This window comes from Microbacterium gorillae (assembly GCF_000826185.2).
GTDB classification, from domain to species: Bacteria; Actinomycetota; Actinomycetes; order Actinomycetales; family Microbacteriaceae; genus Microbacterium; species Microbacterium gorillae.
This window is the reverse complement of sequence record NZ_LN648870.1, coordinates 81533-96143: the sequence shown is the minus strand read 5'-3', so window position 1 is coordinate 96143 and position 14611 is coordinate 81533. Positions and strand designations below refer to the sequence as shown.

Below are 14611 nucleotides of genomic sequence, written 5' to 3'. Positions count from 1 at the left end.
GAGTCCTCCCCGATCAGCCACGGAGACAAATGACGAAGAACGCATTGATCGTCGGGCCGTATCGGGCGCACAACTTCGGGGACGATCTCGTCGGAGGGATCCTGGCGAAGCATCTCCAGAAGGAGGGCTATGCGGTGACCATCCCGCGGCTCAGCGAGGAGAACAGCACCTGGCTCGGGACCACGTTCTCCGAGGGGTACGGCAAGCACTTCGAAACCGCCGACGTGATCGTCGTCGGCGGTGGCGGGATCATGAGCGACACGTCCGGCGCGAAGCCGGGGGCCTCGTACCTCGAGATCGTGGCGCGCGCCGGAATGGACGGACGCCTCGCCGGAAAGACCGTGTACGTCACCAGCGTGGGCGCGGGACCATGGCTCGTCGAGAAGTCGAAGCTGCTCGCCTACGGCGTCTCCCTCATCGCCGCAAGGGTCGGCGTTCGAGACCAGGAGTCCTACGACCACCTGCACGGGATCGGCGTCGGCGCCAAGCGACTCGTGCTGGGTGCCGACCTCGCGCTGCTCACACCGGACCTCCTCGACTTCCCCACCGTGCAGACCGGCCGGCTGGGGCTGCAGTTCGACGTCAAGGGATTCGCGGATGTCCAGGGCAATCGACGACTGCCGAAGATCGTCCGAGCCCTCGGCTCGTACGCGGCCGACCACGCCGCAGACGTCGTCCTGATTCGCAACGGTGAGGCGAAGTCCGAGATCGCCCCCTTCGCCCCGGCGGCGGAGAGGCTGAGCTATCGCGCGCTGGCGGACTTCCTGCCGCACCTGGCAGGGCTGCGAGCGCTGTTCACGTCCCACCTGCACCTCGCGATCACCGCCTACTCCCTGCGCATCCCGACGTACTCCCTGTACGTGCGCGAGAAGACCCGACGGTTCTACGAGCAGATCGGTCACCCGGAGCGCGCCATCGACCTCCGCACCGCGACCGTCGCCGACCTCAAGCGCTTCCTGGCGGCCGCGGAGACGGCTGTCTGGACCGAGGACGACGAAGCTGCGCTGCACCGTCTGAAGAACGAGTCCCGCAAACTCATCCACTTCATCCGCTGAGCTCAGCGCGCGCGCAACCAGCCCTTCGCCTTATGGGCGAGAGGACGGAGGCCGGGGAGGCGCTTGAGCGCTTCACGGCCGGCCGGCGCGGCAGCCTGCCAGAGGCGAGCCCCCGCGGCGGACGGATCCGCCGTGCTCTCGGCCGTCTGCGCGACACGACCGCGCTTGTTCGCACGCTCGGCGAAGAAGACCATCAGCCCCAGCAGATCGTCCGCGTCAGCCAGCGTGGGCTCGGGGGAGAATTCCGGCGGCAGCGTCCCGGTGATCGCGCCCTGGTACAGCCCGCCGAAGTCGTAGTCCAGCGCACGGCCGGCCGCCTCGACCGATGCGATCGACAGGCGACGATAGCGCTGCGGGTCCGCCAGCACCTCGCTGATCTGCTGGGCCAGGCCTCGAGCATCGCCCTGCGGGACCGACACGATGCCGGCGTTGTCCTGGACCAGCGTCAACCAGGGCAGTTCGTACATGAACACGGGCAGGCCGCGCGCCTGGGCCTCCGCGATCGTGAGCTGATAGCCCTCGATGATGCTCGTCGACACGAACGCGTCGGCGGCATCGATCGCCTGCAGCAGTTTCTCCCCGTGCAGCGGCCCGATCGCGACCACCTGGTCGCCGACATGCCGGCGCCGCGCTTCCGCGTTGAACTTCTTGGCGGTCAGGTCGTCCCAGTCCGGACCGATCACGGTCAGGTGGAAATCGACGTTCAGGCGCCGCAGCTGCACACCGACCTCGATGAGCTCGCGGACCTGCTTGGTGCGCTGCTCGAGGCGACCCCACCAGACCAGCTCGATCCGCTTGGCCGGCGGGGCCTTGACCACCGACTCCTCGGCGGACGCGAGCAGCATCGGTGAGGGCGGGTTCGGGACGAACGCGGCGTGCCCGATCCCTCGCAGTTTGAAGTAGGCGACGTCCAGGGGCGCGAGCGTGATCAGCTGCGCCAGGGTGTTGCTGCACTGTTCGATGAGGGAGAGGCGGTCGTTGCCGTCGTAGATCGGACGCCCGACGAAGTTGTGCAACCACCCCACCGTCGCCGCACCCTCGGACCGCGCCATCAGCGCGAATTCGGGCCAGTACCGCGTGTAGAGCACCTGGTGATCGATCACGACGTCCACCGCGTGCGTGCGACAGATCTCGGCCCACTCCTCGAGCCGATCGACCAGGTCGCGCTTGGTCAGCTCGACGAACTCGACGCCCTCCGGGACCGCTTTCGGATCGCTGCCCTGGCTGCGTGCCACGACGGTCACGCGGTAGCCCGCCTCACGGAGGTAGCGCGCCTGTGACGCGAGCACGGCGGAGACCCCGCCGGTGCGCAGGGTGGAGGTGGCCAGCAGCACGCTGCGCACCGGACGCTCCCCCAGCGGCTGGTGCGGCGTGTGGAACTTGAGCGTGGTGAGGATGCGGGGGTAGAACCGCGCCGCCGCATGGATGATGTCCTGCGCCGGTGCCACCGTGTGCAGATGCGCGAGGGCGGCGTCCAACACCGTGCTGTCGCTCTTGTCGATCAGCTGCGAGGCCACGTAACCGATGATGGACAGCCGGGCCGACTCGTACGCGTCACGCAGCGGGTGCGGGTCCGCGCGCCGCGTGGCGAGCTCCTCGACCGCGGGACGGATGCTGTCGATCGAACGAATGGCGGAGACGTAGAACTCCGCGCGCTCGATGCTCTCCACCAGCTGCCCGCTGCCGCCACGACCGAAGTGGTAGCGGTACAGCTTCTCGTTGGTGGAGACGTACCGGGTGGCCAGCGCCGCCACCAGCACCATCAGGGGCAGATCGTTCACCCGCGGCAGGACGAGATCCTCCGGCAGCAGCGCATACGCGCCACGCAGCACGGCGGTGCGGAAGAGGTAGCGCCAGAGCTGTCCCTGGGCCGGCTTGCCGACCGGGAAGAGGCCGGCGAGCACGTCCGCCCCTTCCAGCCTGTCGTGCTTCGGCTGCAGTCGGCCCTCGTACGATCCGCCGTCGCGTCCGTCCTTCTCGATCACGGTGACACCGAAGCCGACGAGGTCCGCGTCCGTCTCCCGCGCCACGGTGACCGCGCGACGGGCCGCGTCCGGAACCAGCTCGTCGTCACCGTCGAGGAACATCACGTACTCGGCGGCGGCCGCGAGAATGCCGGCCCGGCGCGCCTGGAACGCGGACAGGTTGCGCGGCTGCCGCACCACGCGCACGCGGGCGTCCCGCGCCGCGAAGCGCTCCAGCACCGCCGCGGAGCCGTCCGTGGACGCGTCGTCAACGCAGACGATCTCGATGTCGGTCAGCGTCTGGGCCAGCGCGCTCTCCAGGGACGCGGCCAGCGTCGCCTCATCATCGAAGACCGGCATGACGATGGAGAGAACGGGAACCGGCTTCACTCGACCGATTCTAGGCGGTCCGGCGGTGGCGCCCCCGGCGTCCGGCGGTGCACAACGGTCCCGGTCGGAGCGAAGTAACAACTATCCTGGAGGGATGAAGATCGCGATCGCCGGCACGGGTTACGTCGGATTATCCAATGCCGTCGTCCTCGCACAGCACAACCAGGTGGTCGCCGTCGACCTCGACGCGCACAAGGTCGACCTGCTGAACCGGCGGGTATCCCCGATCGTCGACGCTGAACTGAGCGACTACCTCGCCACGCACGAGCTCGATCTGACCGCGACCCTCGACGCCGATGCCGCCTACGGCGACGCGGAATTCGTCGTGATCGCGACGCCGACCAACTATGACGAGGAGACGAAGTTCTTCGACACCTCGTCGGTGGAGTCCGTGATCGATCAGGTGCTCGGGATCAACCCGCGGGCGGCGATCGTCGTCAAGTCCACGATTCCGGTCGGCTTCACGGAGCGCGTCAGCGCGGAGCACCCCGACGCGACGATCATCTTCTCCCCCGAGTTTCTCCGCGAGGGACGAGCGCTCTACGACAACCTGCACCCCTCCCGAATCGTCGTCGGCGACCGCGGTCCGATCGGCCGGCGCGTCGCCGACCTGCTGATCGAGGGCGCGCTGGACACGGATGTCCCGGTCCTGCTCACCGGCGCCACCGAGGCCGAAGCGATCAAGCTGTTCGCCAACACCTACCTGGCGCTGCGCGTGGCCTACTTCAACGAGCTCGACACCTACGCGGCGATCCACGGCCTGTCCAGCCCGGAGATCATCGAGGGCGTCGGCCTCGACCCGCGCATCGGTTCGCACTACAACAACCCGTCCTTCGGCTACGGCGGCTACTGCCTGCCCAAGGACACCAAGCAGCTGCTGGCGAACTACTCCGACGTCCCGCAGAACCTCATCACCGCGATCGTCGACGCCAACAGCACCCGTAAGGACTTCGTCGCCGATGACATCCTGCGCCGCGGCCCGAAGACGGTGGGCGTCTACCGCCTGGTCATGAAGTCCGGCTCGGACAACTTCCGCACCTCCTCGATCCAGGGCATCATGAAGCGGATCAAGGCGAAGGGCGTGGAGGTCATCGTCTACGAACCCACCCTGGACGCGGGTGACTTCTTCAACTCCGAGGTCGTGGCCGACCTGGACGAGTTCAAGTCCCGCGCGGATGTCATCATCGCGAACCGCTCGCACGACGTCCTCGCCGATGTCGCGGAGAAGGTCTACACCCGCGACATCTACGGTCGCGACTGACCGCCGCCCGCCGACACCATGACCGCGGACCACGCTGACTCCTCGCACCCGCCTCGGGCGGATGCGCTCGAGCGGCGTCGGGTGGTCACGTGGGAGCGCCGATACGCGAGCCGTCTGATCTACACCGACGCGGCCATCATCACCCTCGTTCTGCTCGTCTTCGGCGTCACGGTGCTGCGCAACGTCATGCTCGAATGGGACAGCGGCCCCACCCTGCCGTACGCCGTCCCGCTCGTGGTGATCGGCGTGCTCTGGTTGATCGCGCTGGACCTGTTCGAGTCCCGCGACCGGCACATCGTCGGCCACGACGTCGGCGAGTACCGCCGCATCATCAGCGCCACGATCTTCACCTTCGCCGTCGTCGTCTGCGTGTGCTTCTTCGCACGCATCGAGATCTCCCGCCTCCTGCTGCTGGTCGCGTTCCCGGTCGGCCTCGTCGCGCTGCTGCTCAGTCGCTGGATCTGGCGCCAGTGGCTGCGCCGCCGCCAGCGTGAGGGGGACTTCGTCTTCCGCGCCATCGTGCTCGGTGAGCGCGCGAAGATCGCGCACATCGTGCGGTCGATCCGGCGCGCACACGGCAGCGGGTACGTCATCGTCGGTGCGATCACCCCCAACGGCTCACCGCACGACGTCGCCAACCTCCCGGTGCTCGGTGCGATGCAGGACACCGCGCAGGCGATCGACGACGTCGGAGCCGACACACTCATCGTCGGCGGTGCGGACGAGCTCGACCCCACCACGATGCGCCGACTCGGCTGGGCGATGGCCGACCGCGACGTCAACTGGGTCGTCGCACCCGCGCTGACGGACGTCGCCGGGCCCCGCATCCACGCACGCCCGGTGGCCGGTCTGCCGCTCGTCCACGTGGACTTCCCGCGGCTCGAGGGATACCGCCGCGTCGCCAAGCGCACGTTCGACATCCTCGCGGGGGCGGCGCTGCTGATCGTCACGTCCCCGGTCATGCTCGCCACCGCCATCGCGATCCGCGTCGACGGGCCGGGCCCGATCTTCTACACGCAGCAGCGAATCGGGCGGCACGGAGAACCGTTCGCGATGCTCAAGTTCCGCTCGATGGTCCACGGTGCGGACGATCAGCTGGCCAGCCTCCTGGACCTGCAGGGCTCGGCGAACAAACCGTTCTTCAAGGTCACCGACGACCCGCGCATCACCAAGGTCGGACGGTTCATCCGTCGGCATTCCATCGACGAACTCCCCCAGCTGCTCAACGTCCTCGTCGGGAAGATGAGCCTCGTCGGTCCGCGTCCGCAGCGCCCCGACGAGGTCGCGCTCTACGACCTGGACGACGGACGCCGCCTGCGCGTCAAGCCGGGGATGAGCGGGCTGTGGCAGGTCAACGGCCGCTCCCAGCTCTCGCCGGAGGACTCGATCCGCTTCGACCTCTACTACGTCGAGAACTGGTCGTTCGCTCAGGACCTGCTGATCCTGTTCCGAACCTTCAAGACCGTCCTCGCCCCCGGCAAGACCGCGCACTGACGCCGCGTCAGCGCAGCGGTTCCCCGCGCTCGGCGAAGTAGGCAGCCCGCGCGAGCAGCTGCCGGTCGCGTCGGCGGACGAGCGCGCGCAGCACGACCGCCACGGCGACACCGATCCAGCCGCCGATCGAGTTCGCCAGGAGATCTTCGAACGTTCCCCAGCGCTGGGCGAGGAAGATCGTCTGGGTCAGCTCGATCGCGCCGGAGAAGGCGGTGACCAGCAGCAGCGCCACCCAGATCCGCCGCCACGGCAGCAGCAGCGCCACAAGGAATCCGAAGGGGAGGAACATCACGATGTTCGCCGTGAACTCCAGCGCGTCGTAGTCGAACGCCCGGCCGGCTCCCGCCTGGTGCGCGACCTGGAGCACCTTGGTGATCGCTTCGCCCTTGCCTTCCGTGACCGGAACGGGGCGCAGCGTGATCGCCAGGATCACGGCCGACAGAATCACCAGCAGAACGCTGGAGACCCCGACGCGCAGCCGGCTCTTCCGCGGCGGCCCGTCGCCGTCGCGGTCCGTCGCGGACGGCGTGATCTCACCGTCGGACACGTTGCTCTCCCTCATCTGCGCAGCCGACCCGCACCGGCCGGAGGCCGGGGCGTCGGCCACGCTCACCAACCGTACCCGCGCGCGTTCAGCGCGGTGGCCCGAACCGGGCATCGTGCAGGGCCCGCGCGATGACTTTCTGATCGCGAGCATAGACGAGCGCGCGAATGATGACCGCGGCCAGGAGCCCGACCCACCCGCCGATGCTGTTCGCGATCACGTCCCCGATCGTCGCGAAGCGCGCGGCCAGGAACATCGCCTGGCAGGCCTCGACGCCGGCGGAGAACGCCGGAAGCAGCAGGATCCCCACCCAGATCCCGCGGCGCGGCAGAACCAGTCCCAGGAGGAACCCCAGGGGAATGAACATCGCGACGTTCGCCAGGAACTCGAGCTCGGCGTAGCCGAACCATGCCGGCAGGCCGTTGCGGTATCCCACACTCAGCACCTTGTCGATCGCGCCGCCGTATCCCTTGTCCAGGGGCGTGGGCGAAAGAGTGGCGGCGAGGACCACCCCGAGGTAGGCGAGCAGGCCGACGCCGGCCACCCACGCGCGCAGATGACTCTTCGGGGGTCGACGAACCGCGGGGGCTCGTCCGCCCCGAAGCAACCGCGTCATCTCGTCGGTCACATCGCCTCCCATCGCCTCGGCAAGCATAAGAGTCCACACCTGGGACTGCGCCGATTCGAGGGCGTTCAGCCTGATCGCGTAGGGTCGGCTCCCAATGCGACATCGACTGGACGTTCAAGGACTCCGTGCGCTGGCAGTGGTGCTGGTCGTCGCGTTCCACCTGTTCCCGGCGGCGCTCACCGGCGGTTACATCGGCGTGGACGTCTTCTTCGTGGTGTCCGGCTACCTCATCACCTCGCATCTGCTGCGGCAGGTGGAGAAGGACGGCCGCATCCGGCCGGTCGAGTTCTGGGCCCGCCGCGTGCGGCGCCTGCTGCCGGCCGCGCTCCTCGTGCTCGCGGTCAGTGCCATCGCGGTCATCACCGTCCTCCCGGGAACGGCTCGGGCGCAGAATGACGCCGAGATCATCGGGGCCGCGACCTACGTGCTCAACTGGCTCCTCGCGGCCAACTCGGTCGATTACCTGGCCGAGGACAACACGCCCTCCATCGCCCAGCACTACTGGTCGTTGTCCGTCGAAGAGCAGTTCTACGTGATCTGGCCGTTGCTGATCATCGTGGCGGTGTGGCTCGGTCGGCGCTGGTTCCGCGCCCGGCCACGGACCGCGCTGCTCACCCTTCTCGTGATCGTCTGCGCGGCGTCGTACGCGTATTCCGTCGTCCACACCGCTTCCTCGGCGTCGTCGGCGTACTTCATCACCACGACGCGCGCGTGGGAGTTCGCGCTCGGCGGCCTCGTCGCTCTGCTCCCGGCCGCCGCCGGCCGGATGCCGGCACCGGTGCGTGCCGGCGCCTCCTGGGTGGCGCTGGCGGTCGTGATCGCCTGCGCTGTCCTGTTCACCGGCACGACCCCGTTTCCCGGGTGGATCGCTCTGCTGCCGGTCGGGGCCACCGCGTACCTGCTCTGGAGCGGTCCGGACGAGAATCCGTGGGCGCCCCAGCGCCTGGCGAGCCCCCGTCCGATCCAGTTCGTCGGTGACGTCAGCTACAGCGCCTACCTGTGGCACTGGCCGCTGATCATCGTCGCCACCGCGATCCTGGGCACGCGCCCCGGTTGGCCCCTGGCCATCCTCATCGGGGCTCTGACGCTGCTGCTGGCGTGGTTGACGAAGAAGTACGTGGAGGACCCGATCCGCCACGCTCCCGGCATGCTCAAGCGCCGCCTGCCGACCTTCGCCGGCGCCGCGGTCGCGATGCTCGTCGTGCTCGGGATCGCCGTGCCGGCCTCCGCCGTCCAGCAGAGCCGGGATGCCGCCCTGTCCACCCGGACCAACGACCTCGCCCGCGACCCGTCCTCGTGCTTCGGGGCCTTCGCGTTGACGCACGACAGCTGCACGAACCCGTTCGCTCTCACGGACACGGTCGCGCCGTCCGTGACGCTGAACGACAGCTACGGGTTGAAGAGCTCCGACGAAGTCGCCTGCAACTGGAAGAAGACCGGCCAGCGATCCGAGATGCACTGTGAACTCGGCGTCGAGCCCACGGACGTCACCGCGCGGTTCGCCCTGGTCGGCGACTCGCACGCCGACCAGTATTCACTCCCCCTGGCCCTGGCGGCGATCGAGAACAGCTGGTCGGTCAGCGTGTACAGCCGGGGTTCCTGCTCCCCGTTCTCGCCACCGTACGACGGTGCGGACGAGAAGAAGTCCGCGTGCGATTCGTGGTTGGACGACACCTTCGACGATATCCTGAGCGACCCCACGACCTCCGCCGTGATCCTGGCCGGCCGGTTCGAGGAGCACGAGGAGGCGCCGGAGCACGCCGCAGACCTCATGCGCCGGATTCAGGACGCCGGCAAGCAGGTCATCTTCATGCGCGACCTGCCCGGCACGCAGCATGAGTGGGGGCACATCGATCAGATGGAGAAGGCGCCCATGTGCGTCGAGCGGGAGGACGTCGACGACGCCTGCTCCTGGACGCCGAAGGCGGTGGACCGCTGGGCCACGGTCGCCGCTCGGGACGCCGGCGCGACGATCATCGACCCGTGGGAGCTCGTCTGTCCGGACGGAACCTGCCACATGATCATCGGCGGCACGATCGTCTACGCGGACGGCCATCACCTGGCCCGCGCCTTCGCCCGCACCGCCTACCCCTGGCTCGCCGACCAGATCCGCAACGCCCTCAGCGCGCGCTGACGCGCTCCCGGGAACCACGAAGCGGGCCGGACCCGAAGGCCCGACCCGCTTCGCGAGTAAGAGAACTTACTTGATGATCTTGGTGACGGTACCGGCACCGACCGTACGACCACCCTCACGGGCGAGAGGCCATGATTTTTTCGTGTGAGCGAAGTGGTGGTTTCAGGTCGGGCTTACCGCGTTGGCCAGCAGCGCCGTTCGCTGTGTCTCAGTTTGGTCGGTCGAGACGCAGATACTGGATCGTTCGGTCTTGTATTGGGCTACGCTGGGGGTATGGCGCGCACGAAGGAGTTTGACCCGGACAAGGCCCTGGATGATGCGATGTCGCTGTTCTGGCAGCGAGGCTATGAGGCGACCTCGATGTCCGACCTTGTGGACGAGCTGGGTGTCGCGCGCGCGAGTCTGTATGCGACTTTCGGGGACAAGCACTCGTTGTACTTGAAGGCGCTCGATCGTTACACGGAACGCCGCGACCCGGTGGTGGTGGAGCGTCTGTCGGCGGCGGGGTCTCCGCTGGCGGCGGTGCGGGCGTTCGTTGCGGAGTACGGCGCGGAGATCATCGCTGATAAACAGCCTCGGGGCTGCCTGGTCGTGAACACTGCGGTGGAGCGGCTGCCGGGTGATGATGAGGCGGCACTGCGGGTGCGAGCGAGCTGGCAGACCTTGGAGGTCGCGCTGACCGCTGCGCTATCGCGCGCAAAGGCCGAAGGCGAGCTACCAGGCGGGAGCGATCCTCGGGCGCTTGCGCGGTTCGTCGTCGTGTTCCTTCAGGGCTTGCGGGTCGTCGGCAAGGCTGACCCGAGCCTCCCGCTGGTGCGTGACGCGCTCGCGCAGTTCTCGTTGGTCCTCGGGGCCTGATCGCATGGAAGGTCGGTCGGCGGCGGCTTCTCATGCCCTAATATTAGATCGTTCGTTCTTGAATGTGGGTGTTCGCACAGGGTCGCGGTGGGTGGCGTTCGCGGTGCTCGCGGCGGTGCAGGTGACGTTGATCGCGGCGATTACGATCGTCGTGGTCGCGCTGCCGGACCTGCGCCGCGGGCTGGGGTTGGATCAGGCGCAAGCGATCCTGGTCAACACCGGCTACGGGCTCTCGCTCAGCGGCCTGTTGCTGCTTGGCGCACGGCTCGGTGAGCGCTGGGGACTACGCCGGTGCCTGCTGGCCGGGCTGGTGGTGCTCGTGGCGGGATCGCTCGCTGGTGGGCTGGCGTCGGGCTGGTGGGTCTTGATCGCGGCCCGGCTCCTGCAAGGCGTGGGTGCCGCGCTCGCTGCACCGGCCGCGATGGGTCTGCTCCCGGTTCTTTTCACTGACGAGCGGACACGCGGGCGGGCGCTCGCGACCTGGGGCGTGCTTGCCAGCGTCGGCGCGATGACCGGCACTCTCGCTGGTGGTGTCTTGACCGGCGTGGTCTCGTGGCGCTGGTGCCTGCTGGTTGTCGGTATGGCGGCAGCGGCCGAGTTCATCGCGACCTGGCTGCTCGTACCTTCGGCCCCCAGGCGACGGACAGATGCGCGCCTTGATATTGCTGGCGCTGCCGCGATCACTTGTGCGGTCGTCGCGTTGAGCTACGGGCTGATCCAGACCGCTGACCGTCCGTGGACCTCACCATCAGTGACCGGCCCGGTCCTCGCAGGACTCGTACTTTTGACGGGGTTCGTGGTGATCGAGAGACGGGCAGTCACCCCGTTGGTCGATTTGCCGCTGCTGCGTAATCGATGCCGGGTCGCGGGGCTGGTGACGATCTGGATCACATCGGCGGCCACCGCTGCAGTGTCGCTGTTCTGCTCGCTGTACTTCCAGCAAGTCCAAGATCGCCCCCCGCTGGGGACCACCGCGCGGCTCGCTCCGCTGGGCGTCATCTTCGCCCTGACCGCCGTCACGGCTGGAACGGTGCTCCGCCGTTTCGGCTCGCGAGCCAGCCTGATCGCGGGGCTCACCGCCGCCGCGATTGGATTGGGGCTCCTCAGCGCTCTGGCCGTCGGCAGTACCTATGCCGGGCCGATCTTGGCTGGGCTACTGATCTTCCCTGCCGGGGCTGGGGTCGCGTTCGCGGCCGGAACCGTCACGGCTGTCAGCGACCCGCCTCAGCGGGACGCAGCCTCTGTTGCCGGGTTGACGAATCTGGCGATGGAGACCGGCCCGACCGTTGGCGTCGCGCTCCTGGTGACCCTTGCCTCGGCTGTCACCGGCACCACTGGCAGTCCGGTAGCCGTCGCGGACGGATATAGCGCCGCGCTACGAGCCGCGGCCGTTGCTCTGCTTGCCGTCGCGGGCCTCGCCACGGCGCTGCTCATCCCAACCATCAACCGTTCACGCCGGACTATCCGGCCGGATCAGTCCGCTGAGAAGGAGTTTCAATGACCACGATCCACGCAGATAGCTTTCACGGCAAGACGGTGCTGGTTACTGGCGGCGGGAGCGGCATCGGCCGGGCCGTCGCACTCGCGTTCGTCCAGTACGGCGCGACCGTCGCAGTTACCGGACGCCGACCCGAACCACTCCACGAAACCGTCAGGCTGATCGAAGCGTCAGGCGGTTCCGGGAGTGCGATCCCTGCCGACCTGACCGACTCCGCGCAGGTTTCCGATCTGATCCGGCAGGTGGTGGATCGTCACGGGCGGCTGGATATTGCGGTCAACAACGCTGGGGTCAACGCGCCCGGCCCGGTCGCGGACCTCGACGATGCCGATTGGGACCGGATCGTCGCGACCAACTTGACCGGCGTGTGGCTGTCGATGAAGCACGAGATCAACCAACTCCGCCGCACCGGTGGCGGAGTGATCGTGAACATCGCGTCCAATATCGGCGCGCACTCCACTCGGCCCGGCATGGGCGCATACGCCGCCACCAAAGCAGCCGTGAGCGCGCTGACTCGTACCGCCTCGCGGGAGTACATCTCCGAGAACATTCGGATCAACGCGATCAGCCCCGGCCCCATCGACACCCCCATGTCCGTCCGGCCCGGAGAGACGATCGCCGGCCGCGACCAACGCCTCACCACGGCGCTCCCGATCGGCCGGGTCGGGAGCCTGGACGAGATCGCCAGTACCGTGCTCTGGCTCGCCTCGCCCGCCTCTGGATTCGTCGTCGGTCACGATCTCGTACTCGACGGAGGCGCGACCGCATGACCGACAGGCGCACGAGGCGTGACGCATCGCCATGTCGTTGAGGCCGCCGACGTGATGCGCCGCGATCCTGCGTATCCGTGGACGCCGCAGGAGTTGTGTGAGGCGATCCATCTGACTCGGGCGCGCCTCTTTCGACCGCCGCGCCGGGATGATTCTCGGCTCCGGGTCAGTCGCCGGTAGAGCCGCAGGACGGCCTTCTGGCCGTGCCGAGCCGACAGGACCGCGCATTGGGCGCGGTATTGGGTGCCGCGCTTGGCGATGGGCGGCGGGTTCAGGGGCGTGCTGGTGCGCGTCGTGGTTTGGGTGCTGGTGGCGCACCTCCCTCGCGGGAGGCGCCACCGTGAGCGAGCACACTTCACGGGCCGCAGGCGATCCGGCGGCCTCGGCTGGGTCGGCCAGCCACGACGCCTGCTCCTGGACGCCGAAGACGGTGGACCGCTGGGCCACGGTCGCCGCCCGCGACACCGACGGGACGCCGGCGCGACGATCATCGACCCGTGGGAGCTCGTCTGTCCGGACGGAACCTGCCACATGATCATCGGCGGCACGATCGTCTACGCGGACGGCCATCACCTGGCCCGCGCCTTCGCCCGCACCGCCTACCCCTGGCTCGCCGACCAGATCCGCAACGCCCTCAGCGCGCGCTGACGCGCTCCCGGGAACCACGAAGCGGGCCGGACCCGAAGGCCCGACCCGCTTCGCGAGTAAGAGAACTTACTTGATGATCTTGGTGACGGTACCGGCACCGACCGTACGACCACCCTCACGGATGGCGAAGCCGAGGCCCTCCTCCATGGCGATCGGCTGGATCAGCTCGACCGTCATGTCGGTGGTGTCGCCGGGCATGACCATCTCGGTGCCCTCGGGCAGCGTGATGACGCCGGTGACGTCGGTGGTACGGAAGTAGAACTGCGGGCGGTAGTTCGTGAAGAACGGGTTGTGGCGGCCACCCTCGTCCTTGGACAGGATGTACGCGGTGCCCTCGAAGTTCGTGTGCGGCGTGACCGAACCCGGCGCCACGACGACCTGGCCGCGCTCGACCTCGTCGCGCTTGGTACCGCGAAGCAGCAGACCACAGTTCTCGCCGGCCCAGGCCTCGTCGAGCTGCTTGTGGAACATCTCGATACCCGTGACCGTGGTCTTCTGCGTCGGGCGGATGCCGACGATCTCGACCTCGGAGTTGATCTTCAGCGTGCCACGCTCGGCGCGACCCGTGACGACGGTGCCACGACCGGTGATCGTGAAGACGTCCTCGACGGGCATCAGGAACGGCTTGTCACGGTCACGCTCCGGGTCCGGAACGTTGTCGTCGACGGCCTGCATCAGGTCGAGGATCGACTGGACCCACTTCTCGTCGCCCTCGAGCGCCTTCAGCGCCGAGACCTGGATGACGGGAGCGTTGTCACCGTCGAAGCCCTGCGACGACAGCAGCTCGCGAACCTCGAGCTCGACGAGCTCCAGGATCTCCTCGTCGTCGACCGCGTCGGACTTGTTCAGCGCGACGAGCAGGTACGGGACACCGACCTGCTTGGCCAGCAGCACGTGCTCGCGCGTCTGCGCCATCGGGCCGTCGGTGGCGGCGACCACGAGGATCGCGCCGTCCATCTGAGCCGCACCGGTGATCATGTTCTTGACGTAGTCAGCGTGACCCGGGGCGTCAACGTGCGCGTAGTGGCGCTTCGGGGTCTCGTACTCGATGTGCGAGATGTTGATCGTGATACCGCGCTGACGCTCTTCCGGAGCCGAGTCGATCGACGCGAAGTCGCGCTGAACGTTGGTGGCCGACGGGTACTTGTCAGCGAGCACCTTCGAGATCGCGGCAGACAGCGTGGTCTTGCCGTGGTCGACGTGACCGATCGTTCCGATGTTGACGTGCGGCTTGGTCCGCTCGAACTTGGCCTTAGCCACGGGGTCCTCCTCAGGACATTCGTGTAGAGATTCCGGGCACTGGATTGCGACCGGCTCGCTACAGGGGATTGATTTCAGTGTAGTGGAGGCAGAGCCCCCGATTCTGT

12 protein-coding genes are annotated in these 14611 nt (G+C 68.0%); 8 read left to right on the top strand and 4 right to left on the bottom strand.

Annotation, left to right across the window (positions count from 1 at the left end; translation table 11 throughout):
* The first annotated feature begins 29 nt into the window (after positions 1-29).
* On the top strand, positions 30-1055 hold the full coding sequence (locus BN1193_RS00545; protein ID WP_040162913.1) for a polysaccharide pyruvyl transferase family protein: 1026 nt from the start codon (positions 30-32) through the stop codon (positions 1053-1055).
* A gap of 2 nt (positions 1056-1057) precedes the next feature.
* Here BN1193_RS00545 and BN1193_RS00540 read toward each other — a convergent pair whose 3' ends face one another.
* The gene (locus tag BN1193_RS00540; protein WP_052460294.1) at positions 1058-3409 is read right to left on the bottom strand and encodes a glycosyltransferase; all 2352 of its coding nucleotides are present in this window, start codon (positions 3407-3409) and stop codon (positions 1058-1060) included.
* Between the two features lie 94 nt (positions 3410-3503).
* Here BN1193_RS00540 and BN1193_RS00535 point away from each other — a divergent pair, with 94 nt between their 5' ends.
* Together BN1193_RS00535 and BN1193_RS00530 are read left to right on the top strand one after the other, a co-directional pair.
* Entirely contained in the window at positions 3504-4670 is a 1167-nt protein-coding gene (locus BN1193_RS00535; protein ID WP_040162910.1) for a nucleotide sugar dehydrogenase, read from the top strand.
* 18 nt (positions 4671-4688) lie between these two features.
* Positions 4689-6164: a sugar transferase gene (locus BN1193_RS00530; RefSeq protein WP_052460293.1), complete on the top strand. Its 1476-nt coding sequence runs from the start codon at positions 4689-4691 to the stop codon at positions 6162-6164.
* Between the two features lie 7 nt (positions 6165-6171).
* Here the strand turns inward: BN1193_RS00530 and BN1193_RS00525 are convergent, their stop codons facing one another.
* Both BN1193_RS00525 and BN1193_RS00520 read right to left on the bottom strand, forming a co-directional pair.
* Entirely contained in the window at positions 6172-6726 is a 555-nt protein-coding gene (locus BN1193_RS00525; protein WP_195907775.1) for a VanZ family protein, read from the bottom strand.
* 70 nt (positions 6727-6796) lie between these two features.
* Complete coding sequence (locus BN1193_RS00520) at positions 6797-7336, bottom strand: VanZ family protein (RefSeq protein ID WP_195907774.1); 540 nt, start codon at positions 7334-7336, stop codon at positions 6797-6799.
* Between the two features lie 94 nt (positions 7337-7430).
* On the opposite strand from BN1193_RS00520, the gene BN1193_RS00515 reads away from it, so the two are divergent.
* The 5 genes from BN1193_RS00515 to BN1193_RS00495 all read left to right on the top strand — a co-directional run bounded on the left by BN1193_RS00515 (position 7431) and on the right by BN1193_RS00495 (position 13244).
* Positions 7431-9470, top strand: coding sequence for an acyltransferase family protein (locus BN1193_RS00515; protein WP_094770188.1), 2040 nt, complete (start codon positions 7431-7433; stop codon positions 9468-9470).
* A 273-nt stretch (positions 9471-9743) separates the two neighbouring features.
* The gene (locus BN1193_RS00510) at positions 9744-10328 is read left to right on the top strand and encodes a TetR/AcrR family transcriptional regulator (RefSeq protein ID WP_040162898.1); all 585 of its coding nucleotides are present in this window, start codon (positions 9744-9746) and stop codon (positions 10326-10328) included.
* A gap of 4 nt (positions 10329-10332) precedes the next feature.
* A complete protein-coding gene (locus BN1193_RS00505; protein ID WP_094770187.1) occupies positions 10333-11829 on the top strand; it encodes an MFS transporter in 1497 nt (498 codons plus the stop codon).
* Complete coding sequence (locus BN1193_RS00500) at positions 11826-12596, top strand: SDR family NAD(P)-dependent oxidoreductase (protein WP_040162893.1); 771 nt, start codon at positions 11826-11828, stop codon at positions 12594-12596. The genes BN1193_RS00505 and BN1193_RS00500 overlap by 4 nt, the downstream gene beginning before the upstream one ends.
* 285 nt (positions 12597-12881) lie before the next feature.
* Positions 12882-13244, top strand: a complete 363-nt coding sequence (locus tag BN1193_RS00495; RefSeq protein WP_141396590.1) for an SGNH hydrolase domain-containing protein — start codon at positions 12882-12884, stop codon at positions 13242-13244.
* Positions 13245-13310: 66 nt separating this feature from the next.
* Here BN1193_RS00495 and tuf read toward each other — a convergent pair whose 3' ends face one another.
* Positions 13311-14504 (bottom strand): elongation factor Tu, encoded by a 1194-nt coding sequence (gene tuf, locus BN1193_RS00490; RefSeq protein ID WP_040162888.1) that lies wholly within the window; start codon positions 14502-14504, stop codon positions 13311-13313.
* Between the last annotated feature and the right edge of the window lie 107 nt (positions 14505-14611).